Origin of the sequence: Dysgonomonas sp. ZJ709, from assembly GCF_011039195.1 — a bacterium.
Classification (GTDB): domain Bacteria; phylum Bacteroidota; class Bacteroidia; order Bacteroidales; family Dysgonomonadaceae; genus Dysgonomonas.
The window spans coordinates 75,196-95,611 of sequence record NZ_JAAKEM010000017.1 but is presented as its reverse complement, the minus strand read 5'-3'; the positions used below and the strand labels follow the sequence as shown (position 1 = coordinate 95,611).

Here is a 20,416-nt window from a genome sequence, read left to right as displayed (position 1 = left end):
GAGAAACCACGAAGCTGATATAAATAATCTGTCTTCAGGTAGATAGCCAGTCCTATAGCTCAGTTGGTTAGAGCGCTACACTGATAATGTAGAGGTCGGCAGTTCAAATCTGCCTGGGACTACCAGGAGTATTGACCAACAATACGCCAAACGTGGACAGATTTCGAAGAAATAAGACAATAGACTGTAAATATTACATTTACGGTCTATTTTTTTTTGTTTTTTTATCCATTTGTTAGACAGATTACGACATGCCTTAGACAAATTCTGACAGTAGCAACGTGACTAAATCGTAACTAAAGAAATTTATAACTTTAGGTACGAATTTTCATGTAAAACACTGATAAATACCGTTTTTATCCTGTCCGATTCTGACTATTCAAGACTCATTCTGTCCATCCTGTTTTTTTAGCCAAGCAAATACATTTGTAAAAACTAAAAACAGAACGTTTATGAAAAGTACCTTTAGAATTTTGTTGCACTTACGCACCAGCCAGTTAAGCAAAGACGGCTTAGCCACCTTAATGATTCGCCTTACAATCAGCAGATCCATTGTAGAGTTCAGTTCCAAACTACGCATTGACCCCTCTCTATGGGATAATAAAGCCCACAGAGTAAAAGGTAAAAGTAAATATGCCACCGACATGAACCATGCCATCGACAACATACGCACACGCCTGCACAACTCCTATATGGAAATATTGGAATCCAACAATAGTGTCACAGGCGAGCAATTACGTAATCACTACTTAGGGATCGAAGAACCCAAACATACCCTGATTAAACTCTTTGATAAGAAAATCAAACAAAAGAAAGCCCTTGCCGGAAAAACTATCCAACAAACAGCTGTAGACAAATACCAATGTACCCTCGATAAAGTAACAGGCTTCCTTCAATCCCATTACCAAAAAGCAGACTTACCCATTAAAGAAGTAGAATATGACTTTATTACTAACTTCGATATCTACCTGCGTTCGGTACACAACTGCGGCCATAATACAGTAGTCAGGCATATGCGTTACCTGAAACAAGTAACAACCGATGCCTTAAAGTGTCGTCATATTCTTTTCGATCCATTTTACGACTTTGAACTTACCTCCAAAAAATCAGTTCCTAAATTCTTAACAGAGGACGAACTATTATGTATCCTTAATAAGAAATTCGAGAGCGAACTTTTAAATCAGGTACGTGACTTCTTTATCTTCTGCTGCTTCACCGGCTTAGCCTATATCGATGTATTTAGGCTAACCCGAAAAGATATCGTAGTCAATGGTAATGGAGAACAATTTATCATCAAGAACAGGCACAAGACAGGCAATGAATCCCATATCCCCTTACTTGAAATCCCACAAATGATCTTAAAGAAGTATGAAGACGCGGAATTACCCAATAACCAGTTATTACCGGTCAGTGCCTGTCAGAATATGAATATCTATATCAAAGAAATAGCAGCCCTCTGCGGCATCAATAAGAACCTTTCCACCCATTGCGGAAGGCATACCTTTGCGACGACCATGCTCACAAAAGGAGTGAGCTTAGAGAGCGTTTCCAAGATGCTTGGGCATACAGATGTCAAGACCACTCAGATATACGCTAAAATATTAAACCAAAAGGTAAAACAGGAAGTATACCTTGTAAAAGATAAGTTCGATAATATGATAAATTGTTATTCTCAAAATAATGTGGTTGAGTTGAAGTAAAAGTAACGTTTTTTTATACAAATATTTAAACACTCATCAGCATTTATGTTTGATGAGTGTTTTTTTTTGTGAATCTAGTGGATAAAACAAATCAATTAATCAAATATATTAAATTCAACTACTTATGATAAAAATAGTCGGAAGAAAAATTTTCCGACCACTCGTGATGGTTATATCTCCATTTTTCATCTTCGAATAATTTAAAGTAAGTATATAAAATAAAATACTTATCATATCATATAAATAGGATTGGACGGACGTAAATTTTTCGTCAAACCGCAGAATGTCATTGCATATAAGTTTTGCTTTAAAAGTTATTGTTCCAGGTGAATACTCATATGTCGTCAGTTCTTTTGAATGTTGATTTCCTTCATGAGTATTTATCATATAAGCCAGGGCCATAAGATCCTTTGTCATATAACAAGAAATAGTATCTGCGAGCGTGAATACTGTATTGATCATCCCTACTGACTTGGCGGTCATGGTCATCTTATATGCATCTATATTGTTATAATTCTCAGATGAAGTTTTCAATGTTGAAATACCGGCTTTTGTATCAAGAAGTCCATACTTTAAATAGAGATCATAAGTCAGTTCCTCTCCAACCTGAAAGAAATTCTTCTCAATCCGGCTTGAGCATATAGCTGTAAACTCAATAAAACTAGTAATATAAACCCTGCTATCCTTTTATTCTAATCTTTATTATCCGGTGACAACCTTAATCAACCTAGGCCATTCGTGAAAATCTATTCAAATCTAACAAACAATTTTGCAGACATTTAGAATTTAACTTTTCATATCTAGCACACGTGTCGCTGATTTTAGGAGTAAAAATTTTATAAATTTAGATTAGCATATATGATATATACAATTTGCTTCAGGTCTGAGAATGATAATTTATTGTTATTAAATAATCCAATTAAGTTATCCAATACATCATAATATTCATAATCTTTTTTAACAATAGACTCCATAACATATTCTATATATTCATTCTGTATTTTAACAGTACAAGCTAGTATCTCCTTTTGTTTTATAACAGTTAATTGATTATTACTACACCTATATTTTACTAAAACTTCCGGGATATTGGCAAATACAGATCCTTTTTTTATTAGTTCTATCCAGCAATGATAATCTTCGGCATAAGTATATTTTTCATTATACAATTGAGAAACGTTATCCAAAAAAGGAAATGAATGAATAATGCTTCGTTTCATGATAATTGTAGGGTGATATAGTGGGCTATGTAAAATAGCCTGACATAAGATGCCTTGATGATCAGTGGCATTCTTCATTACGTATTCTCTTTGCCCGAAAGATTGCATCCACGATCCGGAAATATCCACATTTGGGTTATTCTCCATAAATTCATACTGAAGCTGCAACCTTTTAGGTAACATAATATCATCGGCATCCATTCGGGCAATGTATTTACCTACTGCCGCAGTTATACCGTTATTTAAAGATTGAATAAAATTATGTTCATTTAATATATGGTGAATTCGTGGATCTTTGTAGTCAGATATAATCTCAGCACTTTTATCGGTAGAACCATCATCTACGATAATCAACTCAAAATCAGTAAATGTTTGTTGAATAATACTATCGATAGATTGACAAAGATATTCTTGTGCATTATAGACCGGCATTACAATGCTTATTTGAGGTGTTTTCATCCTATTTGGGTTTTAGTTGTATTTAGTTTCAAGTTCTTTCAATATTTCCCTCATTTGGCTAATAAAGATCTCATTATTTGAGTCAAAAGCCTTTTTTATTACGGAAGGGATATAAATACTCACAATATAGTTGTAAAGTACTATATCTTCTTGGCATATTTCCAGCAACTTGTCCAAATTACACATCCTATCCCTTATATTTTTGAGTGATCCGCTGGTCATAATAGAGCCTTTTCTATACCTTCTATGATATCCAATAAAATCAACATAAGAGATTCTCTTTACTTGTAACAGGCATCTTATCCAGAATTCGACATCTTCGCCATATATAGAAGGAGGAAATCTGATATTGGGGTCTTTAAACAGAGAAGAATGATATGCTTTCAAACAGGGGGAGTGACAATCGGCTAGTAATATTCGGTAATCAGGCTTTATCTTTCCATCTTTAAAATAGCCTTCCTGTAAATTAAAGTACTTGTGCTCGGCTTGTTTGTGATCTTTCTCTTCAAAAGACACACCGTTGAATATTAAAATATCCATACGCTTAAGTTTTAAACAATTTGTTAAATTACTGACTATGTTAATATCTATATAGTCATCTGAATCAACAAAAAGGATATATTCACCATGTGCATTTTCTATGCCTATATTTCGGGCATACCCAGGACCTTTATTTTCTTTGAGGTTAATAATACTTATCCGATTATCAATTAAATGGTATTGCTCTAATATCCCCAAGCTCTTGTCGGTAGAAGCATCGTTTATAAAAAGTAGTTCTGTATTTGCATATGTCTGGTTCAGAAGAGACAAGATACACTCTTCAAGATAGGGCTCAACGTTGTACACAGGTATAATTATCGAAACTAACCAAGACATAATAGTAGATTTAAATTAGGTGTAACGCTTAAAATTAGTGTTTTTTTCATATATTCGCAATACCTTGAATATGAAATATGAAAATACCTTTAGTGTCTGTCATAATGCCTGTTTACAATCTAGAGAACTTTGTTAAAGAAGCTATTGAGAGCATTCTTCATCAATCCTATCCAAATTTCGAATTTATTATTATTAATGATGGGTCTACAGATAATACTTCTTCAATAATAAAGTTAGAAGAAGATCCTAGAATAATTTATATTGATAAACCGGTTAATAGAGGGAATTACGCATGCAGGAATGAAGGTTGCAGGCTGGCTAAAGGTAAATATATCTGTGTGATGGATGGAGATGATATTGCGATATCAAATAGATTAGAGAGGCAAGTGGAGATAATGGAAGCCGGTCCTGAAATATTGGCTATGGGTACAGATTTCGAGTTTATAAACGGTACTATATGCCGCAAGCCCAAAGAGTATCCCCTATTGAAGACTCTGTTATTGCACAATAATATGTTTTTACACCCTTCCTTGATCATCAAGAAGGAGGTACTTCTTCAAGTTGGTTACTACGATGAAGAGTATTACTACGCTTCAGACTATGACTTGATGTGTAGAATCGCACTTATTGGTAAGATTATAAATATACCCGATATTTTGATGAGATATCGTCTACATGAAAAACAAATTTCTTTTGGTCAATATACAAAACAAACTTTTTATGCAAATCAAATAAGACTCAAGTACCTAAAGGCCTGTGGCTTTAAATTAACTAATGAAACAGAAATGTATTTTACTAAAATAATGACCAACTCAAGATTCTCTGATGCTGATTTAAAAAAAGTAAAGAGAATTATAGATAGTTTGAAAAAACAAAATAAAAAATTAAACCTATTGGATAATAATCTCTTTGATCAGTTTGTGGATTTAACGCTTTCTCAATATTATTTACGAATAGACTAAGATCGGAGTCCTCTTTTTGCATCTTTTCTTCGCTCAGGTTCTACTAAAACAATGATCAGGTTTTTCTGATTTAGCAATTTGCTCATAAGTAAGAATCTATCACTAACTAATGTTAAAATGAAATTTATAAAGAAAATACATATCACAAATCAGATATATTTATATACATTGCAAATCAGAATCTATTAATCCGTTTAACCTTGGAATTATGATAGACACAAACACTTTGAATAAATGTCTAATACATTCTCTACAAGAAGGAAAAACTCCTTTAGGTCTAGCTAATGGAAAAATGGGTATGTGCATTTATTTCTATAGTTTGAGTCGTATTGATCAGGACGCTAAATTCGGAAAGATTGCAGAAAGCCTTCTTGATGAAATTTTTGAACAAATAAATACGATAAATTCAATTGATGTTAAGGATGGCTTAGCAGGTATAGGGTTAGGTGTTGATTATCTTCTTAAACACAAATTTACTAAAGGGAATATAGATATCATATTAGGAGACATAGATGATATTATATTTAAACAATTATCCTATTCCAAATATTCAGATAAAATTGGTTCTCTCACTTTGATACATCTTCTGTATTATCTATGTATTAGGTACGAAAAACAAATAAAGAGCAGTGAAAATGAATATTTATTTGGAGAGTTAATTATTCAAACAATTAATAATCTATATGAAAGAATAGATGCAGCTTTTTTTGAAGAATTATTGTCTTATAATGTACATTACCAATTACCACAAATATTATATGTTCTCGGACGACTTTATAGCCTGAATTTTTATAATTGTCGTATTTCGCACATCATAGAAGAACTAAGTTATAAAGTATTATCTATATTTCCTGCACTTCATGCTAACAGATTGTATTTGTTATGGGGGATGGATAATATAAATAAGCAGATAAACGATAATAGGTGGGAAAAGCATATTAAAATGATAAGAAGCAATATTGATGTGAATGTAATCTTGAAACAAGAACTAAGAAATAAAAATATCTTCTTTGAAGATGGAGTTGTGAGTGTCTATTGTATACTTGAATCATTAAAAAAGTTTTTTTCAAAAAAAGAATTATACACATATAAAAAGGATATATATAATAAAATTGAAGTCTCGGAAATATGGGATATCATCTATACAGATCCATCCTATTTTGATCATTACAAAGGATTATATAGTGGCTTTTGTGGGTCATTATTACTAATAAAGTCAATTAAAACAAACCTTTAGAATGAAAACAGATCTATCAGATATAACGTTTTTAATTTTAATTCGCTTAGATTCTATTCAGCGGCTCGAAAATATTATTGTTGTAACAAATCAAATATGCCATTATTTTAATACGAATATATTGGTTCTTGAAGCGGCCGATCATAATAATGGTGTGTTAAAGGCTTTGTTAAATAAGAAAATTAAATACATGTTTCTTGAAGATAAAGATCCGGTACTTTACAAAACTTATTATTTAAATATAATGGCTCTTGATGTTAATACACCATTTTTAGCTATCTGGGATACTGATATTGTTATTGACAGAATTGCTATTATGGATGCGATAGATCATCTTAGAAATGGTAATACTGATGTTTCTTACCCCTATAATGGAAAATGTTTCGAGATTTCTGAACTTTTACGAAATTATTATTTAAAGAAAAAAAACAGTCGCCTACTATATCGTCATAAAAATAAACTGGACTTATTATATCCTCATTTATTGACAGGAGGTGCAGTCTTCGTTAATACTCAAAAATATTATGCTGCCGGAATGGAAAATGAAATCCATTATGGATGGGGAAATGATGACTTTGACCGTTATTTTCGATTCATTGGTCTTGGTTATAAGATATACAGGGTAGATACCTGTCTATTTCATTTATGGCATCCTAGAGGAGAAAATAGTAAATTTAGAAGCACTACTGCAAAGAAAATATCAGGAAATGAACGTTTCAGAATAGAAAGTTCGTCAAAAGATGAAATAGTAACTAGTCTTAAGGGACTGTAATAAAATACTGCTCATATGAGAAGTATATTAGCAACTTAATTTATTAATTTAATCATTTACAATTATGAAACAAAAGCGATTAAAAAAACTAGTGCTAAAAGATGGAGATAATCAAATTGATTTAACTCTGACAAGGGACAAAATGAAACAACTTATTGGAGGTGAAAGTGGTTATTGCTCTAGGCCAGGACTAGCATGTTATAACTTTGATGTCGGTTGTTCTAACATTTGTTGATTTTAAAAATAGAATATCAAAGAATCTAAACATTCTTTGATATTCTTATTGTATTAGTAACTATTAAATTTTACCAACATATGAATAAGAAATGGTCCAGATACAATTTCCTGATGGAAATTACTGATGGTAAGTTTTTACTATATAATTCTTATACAAATAATCTAATGGAGATTGATTCTGAAGACTATAAAACATTACAACAAATAAAAGAAGGGGATTTCCATGGTGTGAGTGATGATTTTTTAGAAGAATTAAACGAAAACTTAATTCTTGTTGAGAACGATGATATTTTAGCTCAAAAGATTAAATTAGCCAGACTTAGAAACAGGTTTGATACCGATTCACTTGTTTTAGCTATTGCCCCAACTATTTCTTGTAATTTTGCATGTTCTTATTGTTTTGAAGAGGAGCACACTAAAAAGAGCAATATAATAAATCCAAATACAGCCGATGATATTATTTCCTTTATAAGTTCCCATAAACATTTGCAAGCACTCCAAATCGTATGGTATGGAGGAGAACCTCTGTTGGGTTTTGATAAAATTGTCTTCTTAACAAAACGGATTAAAGCACTGCCTATTGATAATTATAACGCATTTATGATTACTAATGGTTATTCATTGGATAAGAAGAAAATTGAACAGTTAAAAGACCTATGCATCTCAAAACTACAAATAACGATAGATGGACTGGAGAAAACACACAATCAGAGAAGGCCACACAGAACAAATAAAGACAGCTTCCAAAGGATTGTCAATAATATTGTTGAGCTCTTTAGTATATATCCGGAAGTAGTTGTAAATGTAAGAGTCGATATTGACAAAAATAATGCTGATGAATTCTTTGAATTAAATGACTATTTAAAAAACAAAATTTCCAGTCCCAACCTATCCCTCTATCCTGCATATGTAGCAGAGTATAATAATTCATGTAGCACAGTATCTTGTATGCTAAATAGAATCGAACAGGGCGAGTTTGCTTTAAAGAACGGGTATAAATATCCTTTTGAAAAATACTACTATCCCCAAACTGCTGTTTCTGAATGTACGGCTCGTTGTGTAAACAGCTATGGTATTGGTCCTAACGGAGAACTTTATAAATGTTGGTGCGATGTTGGCCGAGAAGAAAAAATTATAGGAAATGTAAAAGAAGGAGTTAAGAATATTGAATTATATACAAGGTATATGACTGATGCCGATCCTTTATATGATAAAGAATGTATCGATTGCTCTTACTTACCTATCTGTAACGGAGGATGCCCTTTCATGAAACTCAAAAATAAAGATGGAGGGAATTTAGATGTTTGTATAACACAAAAGGACAAGTTAAAAGAGTTCTTCACTTTATATTATGAAAAAAATGAAATCAATCAATAAACATTTTCCAATTTGCAAATATTTTTGGTTTGTATTTTTGGTATGCCTTGTAAACAATCCGATACAAAGTCAAACCCTTTCTCAGAAACAAATGCAGGACGATCTGTCCTTTTTGCAAGGACACATTCACCAATACTTCTTTCCTTTAGCATTATTGGAACAACGCACAGGCGTAAATGTGGATAATGAATTCAAAAAATTAAACGATGAAATAACACCTACAACCTCAATAGAAGACTTTACACATATTATCCGACAAGGATTAAATATACTGAATGATGCACACTCCCAAATCATACCCGGTTCTTCTCTAGTAAACTATGTTTCGCCCGATTATTATCTATCATCGATAGGAAACGTTTCATTGTCAGATACGACCAATGCCGATTATTATTACCGTTTACTTAACAAAAGTATGAATGGAAAGGTACAAATCAATATCATGACTAAATTCATGAATGGAGAATATTATAATATACGTCCTTTTCGATACAATAGTATCCGTATTAATGGTGGAGAAAAAATAAGCAGCATTGACGGTCTCTCGATGAACCAGTTTGTTGGGGACAATTCCGCTAAAATGTACTATTTATTTTGGGATCCAATCAGTCAAAAATACTATTCGCGGCTTTTCACAATGGCTTTACCGCTTTTGAATATAGAGAAATTTACCCTAAACATGGGGGATAAAGATATAGCATTATCATTGGATACAACAGTAGAGACTTTGCAAGAAAGACACTCTCAGTCCAATTATGGAAACGTAATGCTTATCGACAATAATATTCTTTATCTACGAATGCCTGCAATGTCTGACAGAGAGTGGTACATCAGCGAATTACTTCGTATATATACACCTAATGTAGAAAAAATAATATTTGACATAAGAGGGAATTCAGGAGGTTATGACGGTGTATGGATTGATCTGCTTCGCAAAATAATCGATAAACCCTTAGAATATAAGTATCATGTAGGGATGAACCATAACCCAGCCATTGAAAATTCAATTTTATCTTCGTTCAGTGAATTAAAAATGATACGAAAAGGAGATAAAACAGAAATGTACAGGCAAACGGTGCAATTACCTGACAGCAATAGCGTCCACTTTAAAGGTAAAATGTATGTATTGCAAGATGAATTCACGTACTCAGCTGCGGCAGCATTAGCATCTGTAGCATGGCAAAGCGAAAATATGGAGGTGGTAGGTGCTCCCTCGGCTATGATAGGCGGCTATACCCTACCTGCAATCGCATTTAAACTCCCGAATTCGGAAATCGTTTTCACCTTAGCATTTACCGCTGATCTGGCAGGAGGAGAAAAGAATCCGTATATGGATAAAGTGGAAGTTGAAATTCTGGAAAATGATATAAATGCCTATGTTGACAAAATATTGAACTATGATTGTTACAGTGAGGAGTATCTTTTAAATAAAGATAAATTAATAAAATATGTAAGAGAGAATTAGGTGAACTGGTAATTCTTCCTTTTTTATAGATAAAGGGATTACTATCTATGTACAGTTTACATCTCGTTTTTCTGCCAATTCGATTCTATTAATTGTGGTCTTATGTATTTACAATAATAAAAATAATTTCAACTTTATCCTTTAATTTTTTATACTGAATTAGGTTATATATCCCATAAAGAATATATCAATAATGGTACACAAATTAAAGAGGGAATAAACGATTATATTGGTAAATGTTTTTTCATTATAATGATCCTGATTTTCATATTAGAATTTGAATATTGGTAAAAATTGCATTAAGACATTGTACTCTCATAAGATAGCCCCCAATAAAAGCAATACAGCAAAATGATATCTTTCCCAAATTTTCGTCAATTAGACGCTATGGATTGCGGCCCGACTTGTCTGCGAATGATAGCCAAATACTATGGGCGTAATTTTTCCCTTCAGTTTCTTCGGGAAAAAAGCTTCATTACACGCGAAGGCGTATCTATGCTAGGCATCAGCGATGCTGCCGAAACAATTGGCTTTCGCTCCAATGGAATTAAGATAACCTTCGAACAACTGGTTTCGGAGAAACCGCTTCCCTGTATTTTACATTGGAACCAGAATCACTTTGTAGTCTGTTATGGTATCAAACAAAAAAGAAAGGGAGAATACGAACTAAAAATATCCGACCCGGTAGGAGAGAAATACACCCTTAACAAATCTGAATTTCTCAAATGTTGGATAAGTAGTGTAACTGGAGGAGAAGATACTGGAACCACACTATTGCTAGAACCCACCCCTGATTTTTATACATTCGATGATGATCTCAAACAAACAGAAAAAGGACTAAGATATTTTTTTAGTTACCTGAGACCTTACAAATCACAACTTATTCAGCTTATAATAGGATTGCTTGTAGGAAGTGTCCTGTCATTGATATTTCCGTTTCTTACTCAAGCAGTGGTTGATCAAGGAATAGGCAATCATAATCTGAGTTTTATAACCCTGATTTTGATTGCTCAGCTCGTATTGTTTATCACCCAACTAGCCGTAGAGTTTATCCGCAATTGGATAACACTCCATGTCAACAGCCGAATCAGTATCTCCCTTATCTCGGACTTTCTGTCCAAGTTGATGAAATTACCCCTTCGTTTTTTCGATACCAAAAATGTAGGAGACATTATGCAACGTATAGGAGATAATGAGCGTATCAAATCATTCCTGACAGGTTCTACTCTTACTACCCTGTTTTCATTTGTTAACTTCATTATATTTGCGATTATACTGGCTTATTATAATCTGGTGATATTGGGAGTGTTTGTCTTAGGAAATGCTTTATACATTTCATGGATACTCTTGTTTCTGAAATATCGGCGCAAATTGGACATGGCACGTTTTACCCAAGCATCAGCCGAACAGAGCAATTTGGTCCAGATAGTAACCGGTATGCAAGAAATAAAACTCAACAATTGTGAGAAGCAACAACGCTGGAAATGGGAACGCATTCAGGTAAAACTCTTCAAGATAAGCATTAAAGGACTTGCTTTGGGGCAATATCAGCAAATAGGATCGGTGTTTTTTAGTCAAACAACCTCTCTCTTTGTTTCATTTATTGCAGCCCGTTCGGTAATCGAAGGTGATATGACATTAGGTATGATGATGGCGGTCAGCTATATTATCGGACAATTATCAGGACCTATCACGCAAGTAATAGGTTTTGTACGAGCAGCTCAGGACGCAAAAATAAGCCTTGAACGTTTGAATGAAATTCATAATAAAGAGGATGAAGAGCAAACCATAGAATCAAAAATCAATGAATTGCCAACAAACAAGACTCTCCATGTCGAAGACTTATATTTCAGTTACGATGGTGCTGACAGGGACTATGTATTAAATGGCATTGACTTAATAATCCCCGAAAATAAGATAACAGCCATTGTCGGAGCCAGTGGAAGTGGTAAAACAACCTTGATAAAATTATTTTTAGCTTTTTATAAACCGAATAAAGGCCAAATAACAATTAATAATATTCCAATTGATGATATAAATCCTCATTTGTGGAGACAAAAGTCCGGAGCAGTTATGCAAGACGGTTTTATCTTTTCCGATAGTATTGCTAATAATATTGCAATCGCAGAAGATAGTATCGATAAGAAGCGACTACAAAAAGCTGTTGAGATAGCCAATATAAAAGATTTCATAGAATCTCTTCCCTTAAAATACAATACTAAAATAGGCATGGAAGGCAATGGAGTCAGTCAGGGACAAAGGCAGCGCCTATTGATAGCCCGTACAGTCTATAAAAATCCGGACTTCTTGTTTTTTGATGAAGCAACCAATGCTTTAGATGCTAATAATGAAAAGATAATACTAGATAATCTGGATACTTTTTACAAAGGAAAGACAGTGGTGGTGGTAGCTCACCGTTTGAGTACTGTTCAAAATGCCCATAATATAGTTGTAATGGACAAAGGTAAAATTATAGAAGAAGGTACACACAAAGAATTGACTGAAAAAAAAGGAGCCTATTATACTTTAGTCAAGAACCAACTGGAATTGGGTTCCTAAGGTTAGAGACCTTTTTATTATAATAAAGAAGTTAGTAAGTGTACAAGTATGTAAGTCTTGTGAACCTGTTTACTGGCAGTTAGAGAATTTAAAAAATCATTAATCCTTATTTCTATTTATATGCAGGAAGATAAAGAAATAGAGCTGAGAAGTGAAGAATTTCAGGAGGTACTCGGTAGTGTGCCTTCTTGGATATTACGCAGAGGTATAACAGTCATCGCAATAATCATAGTCATTCTTCTTATTGGCAGTGCTCTATTTAAATATCCCGATACGATAGAAACTACTATGACGCTAACCGGGACAACACCACCGGCAGCACTAATTGCTAAATCCTCCGGCAGATTAAAGGAACTCAATGTTGTTGATAAACAGAATGTGAAAACAGGAGATTATTTAGCTGTAATAGAAAACCCTGCAAAAACAGAAGATATATTAAAACTTAAGCAATACCTACTTCGTCTAAATATAAATACAGATACCATTATAACGTTTCCTGCCAAAGATATGAATCTGGGAAATATACAAACTTTGTATTCCTCATTTTATATTACTCTATTTGACTATCAGCAGTTCAAACGCCTAAACTACTATATTCAGAAGATTGATTTTATGAAAGTGCGAATTGATCAATACAAAGAATCTTATAAGAATGTCGTTTACCAGAAGAATATAGTGAAAGAGCAGCAAGCATTAGCTGAAAATCAATTTTCGAGAGATTCATTATTAAATAAGAAAGGCGTTATCTCACAAGAGGACCTCGAATCGAGCAGAAGTAAATATCTACAAGGTCGTTTATCTCTTGAGAATATAAATTCAACCTTACAGAATACCGAAATACAAATCACCCAAATGCAAGAAGGTTTACTAGATAACGAACATCAATATACTGACAAGAAAAACAATTACGAAACGCAACTCAGAACCTATATATCCCAGCTATTAGCCGAAATTCAGCTATGGGAACAGACTTATGCATTTATCTGCCCGATAGATGGACAGGTTACATTCACAAACTATTGGGCTGAAAATCAAAATTTAAGTATTGGTGAAAGCATTTTCAATGTCATTCCAGACGAGTCCGGGGTATTAATCGGCAAAGCGTCTATGCCTATGACACGTTCGGGGAAAGTAAAACCGAGACAAAAAGTAAATATCCGTTTTGCTAATTTTCCGGATAATGAATTTGGTATAGTCAAAGGATTTGTCAAAAATATCTCGATTATTCCGTCTCAAAATGCTGAAGGCAAGAATAATTATGTGGTCGAAATAGAACTTCCCGATGGACTTATGACAACTTATAAAAAAAAATTACCTTATCAGCCTGAAATGCAAGCTCAAGCAGATATAATAACAGAAGATATATCTTTATTAGAAAGATTTTTTATGCCACTGCGTAAAATCTGGACAGAAGGGATGCAATAAATGAAAGAAACGATGAAAAACAATATGCACTTCAATTTTCTCAAAGCAATCAGGCCGAACGCAGAGTCGATAGAGCAAAACTTCGATCTCTCAATCGTCATGCCTTTTTATAAAAAACTTACAGCATTCAAAAATGTATTACCACAGAACAGAAAATACTTTGAACGAAATGGGATTGAAATTGTTATTGTGCTGGATTGTCCCAATGAAAAAGACGAATTAATAGAATATATAAAAGGATACCCTTTTATCAACTGGAGAATTATATACAATGACAAGCCTCACGAATGGAGGAATCCTACCAAACCTATCAATGTAGGGATAAAGCATGCGATGAAAAAATATGTAATGGTATGTTCTCCCGAATCGGAGTTTTATACCGATGCGATTCTTCAAATGAGAACCGCTTTAGCGTACTATCCGCAGCATTATACGGTGGGTACGGTATGTTTTACAAGTAATAATTTTATTGTTTGTGAAGAAAATATTCAGTTATTACCGTTTATTCCGTATGGCAGCATAATGGTTGAACGCCATTTTTTGCATGAAATCGGAGGCTACGATGAATCGTTGAACAAATGGGGAGGTGATGATGACAATATTCGTGCAAGGTTAGAATTATATGAAGTCGAAGAGCTTTATCTGCCGGAAGTTAGATTGATCCATAGGGATGGAGATAAAGAAGCAAATATAAGAAGGACTACCAATAACATGCCTGCCACAGTGTTTAATCGCCTTCTATATCCCAAAGAGGTAATTGTAAATGAAATTTGGGGAGAGGATTTTAACAAAATAATTTATGACTGGCAGAGTAATATTTACGCAGAAATACTGTTGAAGAATTATTTGTCTCAATTTAGGTGCTCCAACTTGAAAAAAGGTGCAACAAAAGTGACGTACCGTAGAATTGTGCTTGTTCCCACCTATAATGAAAAACACCGGATTAAAAGTTATTTAGAAAGCAACTCCAGATATTTTGATGCTATTATTTTACTTGATGACGAAAGCACAGATACAACCTATGAAGATGCTGTACATAACAAACTCATCTTGAAAGTAAAGAAGAAAAGAAAGGAGTTTAATGATCTGGAAAATCGAAATATATTACTAAACCTTGTTTCTTTCTTTAAATGCGAATGGATTTGTTTTATTGATGCCGACGAACTGATTGATGAACGCTACTCGGATTTGGATGGTATGAGTAGAATTTCTTCAATTGACACAATGTTGTTCAACTATATTCACTTGTGGGATTCAGAGGAAGAGTATAATATAGATTATCCATTTACAAATCGGGGAATAGGTCCGAAACTTAAGATGTTTAGAAATATCGGCCGGTCTCAGATAATCTCGAAAAAGGGAAAATTACACTTCGAGCATGTTCCATATACAGGGCAGTTGTATTATGTTCCTGTTTTGGTTAAACACTATGGACACCTTGATGCCAAAGCCCGAGAAGAGAAATATGTTTTTTATGCCAAGGAGGATTTCCTGAGTATCCAAACAAGTTATGATCATCTATTAAATAAAAACCCTCAGAAATCGAAAGTAAAAGATATTAAACTATCCTTAAAACCGGTACAACTATGAAAATATTGTTATTACCCAATTTGCATAAGAAGAAATATGATTTACAGACAATTGCCATAAAGCAGATATTCGAGGATAAGGGATATTTTATTGAAGAAGAAATAAATCCGGCAACAATATATGACTATATAATAACCTTTGACAAAAAGAGTATTAGCCGGATAAAAAAAGTATTTTGGAATAAATCAAAAATAATATATATCACATATACTTCAGAAGTAGCCAGGGAACATTTTTTTAATGAAGCGTGTATCTATAAGAGCTTTATTTTTCTCGATAAAAAGCGTACTCTAAATCTTGTTGGAGCCAATACTAATATTTTAATGAATATGCTTGCTCCTAATTTTAACTCCGATAAGATTACAAATAAAGCTGAAGGGGATAAACCTAGAATTTATATTGATATTGACAATGATATGTTGAATTCGGATGTTTGCTTGAAGATACTTCCGTTAATGAATACCTTATCGGATTATCAAATATATCTATACACAAAAAATCGTACTATAGCATCTTTGAAAAACAAGCATATTAAAATCGTGAAAGATCTGGATGGGATTGTTACTCATATCAATAATTCTGATATTGTTATAGGCTCAGGATATCCGGCTCTTTTGGCTTGTAAGTTAAAAAAGAAAGTAATAGTCGTAGGAGAACGAGGATATGGAGGTCTTGTTAAAGAGGCTAGTATCCGAGCATTTTATTTGAATTTTTTTCAAGGCCGAAATGGGGGCAAATTAGACGAATATATCCCTCTTCAGATTTTACTGCAAGATATTCAAACCATAATAGATGAGCAAGAAAAGCAATTGTTATTGGAAAAATTACAACAATCGGAAATAGAAAATATAAACTCTTTCCTGTCTATATTTGAAGATTACATAACGGATGCAGATGATATAGATAAAAGATATACAATAAACCCTTGTTATAGTCTCAGGGAAATCGACAGGTATTTCTATATAATTGATGTTTATATGGGTAAACAGATAAAACGGATCAATGAATCGGAATGTTTAATTATGATGGAGTTCCTGAACTCAAATAGTATGTCTGCTCTTTTAGATAAGTATCCGGTCGAATACAAAGATGATATATTCAGGTTTGCAGAAGAACTTATTGAAAAAAAATATCTTATTCCCTATGTAGAGTCAGATTTTATCTCTCAAGGGCATCCGCCTGTTATAGAGTAGGATATTGATGGATTTCCAATTATAGAATCATGTGTAAAATTTTTTTAAACTAAATAAATATGCTTAACCCGGGACATTATTATTCGCCTTACCCAGACTTAGCTTATATTGAAGAACATTATTCGGATGATAAGTTTGAATTTTCGACAGAAGCTTTGAATATAGATATTGATGACATCAATATTACGCTGAATGATTTATCGGTATTCAAGCAATTGGTAAAATTTGCTTATGAAAAAAGCGAAGAGCAGTTCTATTTTGCAAATAATTTTTTTTTCAGATATGCAGATGCATGGGTTTATGCAACTATGCTACTTCATTTGAAACCTCAAAAAATAATCGAGATAGGAAGTGGATTCTCCACAGCATTAGCAATGGATGTCAATAAAGAGTATTTCGACAACGATATGGAAATACTGTCTATTGATCCTGATATGAATCGTATGCATGCCATTATTGGCAACCGAGGACCGAAAGTTGAACTTAAACAGGCATCTGTTCTTGATATTAATTTAGATTGTTTTAGAACGCTGAATGCAAACGATATGTTATTTATTGACTCCAGTCATGTTCTCAAACAGGGAAGCGATGTTAACTATATATTATTTGAAGTACTCCCGATTATTAAAAAAGGTGTTGTGGTACATTTTCATGATATATTCTTGTTCAATTATCCTAAAAATTGGTTTACGCAACAGCAGGTTGGCTGGAATGAATGCTATGCCTTGCGGGCCTTCCTCAGTTATAACTCGACATTCAAGATTTTGTTCTTGAACAAATTTGTAACGACATATATGCGGGACGCTTGCAATGATGTATTTCCCGAATTACTTATCGGGCATGGGGGAAGCAGCCTGTATATTGTGAAGAATGGTTAGAGAATATTTTTATTGACTTATAATACTGTCTAATAACCAGTTACGATAAACTGTGTAAAAATAAATGACTTCAAATTAAGATAAATGTCGAAAGAAAAGAATAGAAATGAGATAGATGTCGATAAAGAAATAGAAGTTCTACTCTGAAGAGTTTCAGAAAGTTTCTGGTAGAGGATTTTCTTAAATTTTATGCAATGGGATTACCTTAACTGTGATTTTTCTTATTATTGTTACCGGAAGTGACAAATTCAAATACCCTGATCTTATAACCTCTTTGATTACCCTTCTGGGGATTACGTCTGGCAGAAATGCAGACATAGCCTAACATTATAGCAGAGGATATTTCCCTACTCTAACGATTTTAAACCACATAGGAAAATTTGAACTGAGGAGGTAAATAACTAACTCATTGGAAGTATTCAGGATAATAGAATTATATTTATTGAATCAAATGAAAATAAAGGTAACTACAATCGTTGGAATTAAGGATGCCAGTTAACTCAAGGAAAATTTATCTGTGTTATGGATAGCGATGACATAACCATGCTCGATCGTATTGAGAAACAGGTTGGCTTAATGGGGAGAATTTTTCTATTCTTACTTGCGACCCCTTTTTGGAAATGACAGGAGGATACCGAGGCATCTGTACCAAACCTGTAGATTATTCTGTTATCAAGTATTCGCTACTGAAGAACAATGTATTCTTTCACCCTTTCCTGATAATAAGAAAGGATGCGTGGAGTCGGTGGATTACTATTATGAAAAGTATTACTATTCATCTGATTATGAAATGGCTTGTAAAAAAGCTTTGCAGGAACAATTATAAACATCCCTGATATCCTTATGCCATAATATATACATGAAAAACAAATATTATCTGCACATCATGTAAAACAAATGGAATTTGCAAACCGCATACGGCTGAATTATTTCAATATTCTTCTTAAATACTTTTTTTAGATTTCCGTAGCTGAATTTTCTACTGATTTTGGAGCTTTTAAAAGAAATATTATTGTAACTAAAAAATATTCCTTCAATCTTTCTGGTAGTGCATTGTCGTTTAAATTCAGTATTATTTTAATAATCCAAGTAAAGTTTGCAAGTTCGTTTCATTCTTGCGGTAGGGTAAAGTTACAGGTTGTATAAGTGCTGTTTGGTAGCAAAGCAATGTTTGTCAGCGAATAAGAGTCGTGATTGAAATTATTTACTATGCTTTTTGTTACCTATCAGTATTCGGCAACTTGGCACTTAACGATTTAGCAACGGAAATACTATATAATTCCACATTGTTTTGATTTTTCAAAACAGAAATTTAATGTAAATAAACTCATTTTTAATATATTTCTAAATTAACTTCTGCATTCTGTTTTTGATTACTTTGGGGGGATTATTCACATGGGAAGCATACCTTCGCAACTACCATGCTCACTGAGTTAGCTTAGAGAGCGTATCTAAGATGCTTGGGCATACAGATGTCAAGACCACTCAGATATACGCTAAAATATTAAACCAAAAGGTAAAAGAGGAAGTTAATCTTGTAAAAGATTCATTCAACAGTATGCAGAATTGTTACAAAGGAGGCTATAGTGAATTTGAAATTGTAGAATAAATCTATTTCCTTTATTATTATATTTTAAACACCCTGATACGAGATGTTCAGGGTGTTTTTTAGTTTTTCCATGTTTTGATATAAGTTGAATGAAATTCCCTCTTATATACTTTATTCACCTTTGAGAGCCTTTAAATAGTTATCTTAAGCGATTTTACTACCTCTCTGAGTGTATATCCCTTCAATTGTGTAGGATTGTTGTCTATCTGCATTTTTTATTCTTCTGCCTTTACTTGTATTAGTGGATATTTGTAGAGGTATGCATTTTTTTATATCAATCGAGTCAATTATTTTTATTCACTACAATAAATGAGGAGGCAAACCTTTTATTGCAGATAAATAATTATTTATCAATTATTATGATTTAAAAAATAAGAGTGTTACAAACATATAAATATTATTTATACTACAGTAGGTATGTGATAATAAAGATAATATATAAAGTGTATAATCTAAACAATGCGTTGTATTTTTTCAATTATTAATATTTATGCATTAATTTTATATTTAATTAAAATAATTTGCAATTGATTGGGTTATTTATTGTAAGAATAAAATAGAATGCGCTAATGATAGTAGTTCAAGAAATAATAAATGAAATATTAAAGTGAAAAAAAGTCTTCCCTGTTTAAATCATAAGATCAATTTTTATTGTAGTATAATTGGAAATTTGCATACCTCTACAAATATCCTACAAGCTAATGAGATCGGGAAGACTTTCTATATTGAATGAACTATTTTATTTTTAAGTAGAAAAGAATTTTGTGTCCAGTTAGCCTGTAAATGTACAATAAAAAAAATAATTACCCAAAATATACGGCATATCGTATGAATTAGTTTGATATTGAGGTTATTAC

14 protein-coding genes and 1 tRNA gene are annotated in these 20,416 nt (G+C 32.9%); 12 read left to right on the top strand and 3 right to left on the bottom strand.

Annotation, left to right across the window (positions count from 1 at the left end; genetic code table 11):
* The first annotated feature begins 48 nt into the window (after positions 1-48).
* Together G7Y56_RS12430 and G7Y56_RS12425 are read left to right on the top strand one after the other, a co-directional pair.
* A tRNA-Ile gene (locus G7Y56_RS12430) sits at positions 49-125 on the top strand.
* 327 nt (positions 126-452) lie between these two features.
* Entirely contained in the window at positions 453-1,700 is a 1,248-nt protein-coding gene (locus G7Y56_RS12425) for a site-specific integrase (RefSeq protein ID WP_165043909.1), read from the top strand.
* A gap of 114 nt (positions 1,701-1,814) precedes the next feature.
* On the opposite strand, the gene G7Y56_RS18865 is transcribed toward G7Y56_RS12425, so the two are convergent.
* From G7Y56_RS18865 to G7Y56_RS12410, 3 genes are all read right to left on the bottom strand, one after another.
* On the bottom strand, positions 1,815-2,327 hold the full coding sequence (locus G7Y56_RS18865) for a DUF3108 domain-containing protein (RefSeq protein ID WP_370457691.1): 513 nt from the start codon (positions 2,325-2,327) through the stop codon (positions 1,815-1,817).
* A gap of 209 nt (positions 2,328-2,536) precedes the next feature.
* Entirely contained in the window at positions 2,537-3,379 is an 843-nt protein-coding gene (locus tag G7Y56_RS12415) for a glycosyltransferase family 2 protein (RefSeq protein ID WP_165043907.1), read from the bottom strand.
* Between the two features lie 12 nt (positions 3,380-3,391).
* Positions 3,392-4,255, bottom strand: coding sequence for a glycosyltransferase family 2 protein (locus tag G7Y56_RS12410; RefSeq protein WP_165043905.1), 864 nt, complete (start codon positions 4,253-4,255; stop codon positions 3,392-3,394).
* A 77-nt stretch (positions 4,256-4,332) separates the two neighbouring features.
* Here G7Y56_RS12410 and G7Y56_RS12405 point away from each other — a divergent pair, with 77 nt between their 5' ends.
* From G7Y56_RS12405 to G7Y56_RS12360, 10 genes are all read left to right on the top strand, one after another.
* Complete coding sequence (locus G7Y56_RS12405) at positions 4,333-5,217, top strand: glycosyltransferase (protein ID WP_165043903.1); 885 nt, start codon at positions 4,333-4,335, stop codon at positions 5,215-5,217.
* 208 nt (positions 5,218-5,425) lie between these two features.
* Positions 5,426-6,454, top strand: coding sequence for a hypothetical protein (locus G7Y56_RS12400; protein ID WP_165043901.1), 1,029 nt, complete (start codon positions 5,426-5,428; stop codon positions 6,452-6,454).
* Between the two features lies 1 nt (position 6,455).
* Positions 6,456-7,226, top strand: a complete 771-nt coding sequence (locus G7Y56_RS12395) for a hypothetical protein (RefSeq protein ID WP_165043899.1) — start codon at positions 6,456-6,458, stop codon at positions 7,224-7,226.
* A 315-nt stretch (positions 7,227-7,541) separates the two neighbouring features.
* Entirely contained in the window at positions 7,542-8,840 is a 1,299-nt protein-coding gene (locus G7Y56_RS12390; RefSeq protein ID WP_165043897.1) for a radical SAM/SPASM domain-containing protein, read from the top strand.
* Positions 8,815-10,305 (top strand): S41 family peptidase, encoded by a 1,491-nt coding sequence (locus tag G7Y56_RS12385; RefSeq protein ID WP_165043895.1) that lies wholly within the window; start codon positions 8,815-8,817, stop codon positions 10,303-10,305. The genes G7Y56_RS12390 and G7Y56_RS12385 overlap by 26 nt, the downstream gene beginning before the upstream one ends.
* A 351-nt stretch (positions 10,306-10,656) precedes the next feature.
* Complete coding sequence (locus G7Y56_RS12380) at positions 10,657-12,864, top strand: peptidase domain-containing ABC transporter (protein WP_165043893.1); 2,208 nt, start codon at positions 10,657-10,659, stop codon at positions 12,862-12,864.
* Positions 12,865-12,984: 120 nt separating this feature from the next.
* Positions 12,985-14,289 (top strand): HlyD family secretion protein, encoded by a 1,305-nt coding sequence (locus G7Y56_RS12375; protein WP_165043891.1) that lies wholly within the window; start codon positions 12,985-12,987, stop codon positions 14,287-14,289.
* A gap of 12 nt (positions 14,290-14,301) precedes the next feature.
* Entirely contained in the window at positions 14,302-15,879 is a 1,578-nt protein-coding gene (locus G7Y56_RS12370; RefSeq protein ID WP_165043889.1) for a glycosyltransferase, read from the top strand.
* Complete coding sequence (locus tag G7Y56_RS12365) at positions 15,876-17,072, top strand: hypothetical protein (RefSeq protein ID WP_165043887.1); 1,197 nt, start codon at positions 15,876-15,878, stop codon at positions 17,070-17,072. The genes G7Y56_RS12370 and G7Y56_RS12365 overlap by 4 nt, the downstream gene beginning before the upstream one ends.
* 59 nt (positions 17,073-17,131) lie before the next feature.
* Positions 17,132-17,950, top strand: a complete 819-nt coding sequence (locus G7Y56_RS12360) for a class I SAM-dependent methyltransferase (RefSeq protein WP_165043884.1) — start codon at positions 17,132-17,134, stop codon at positions 17,948-17,950.
* Positions 17,951-20,416: the final 2,466 nt, after the last annotated feature.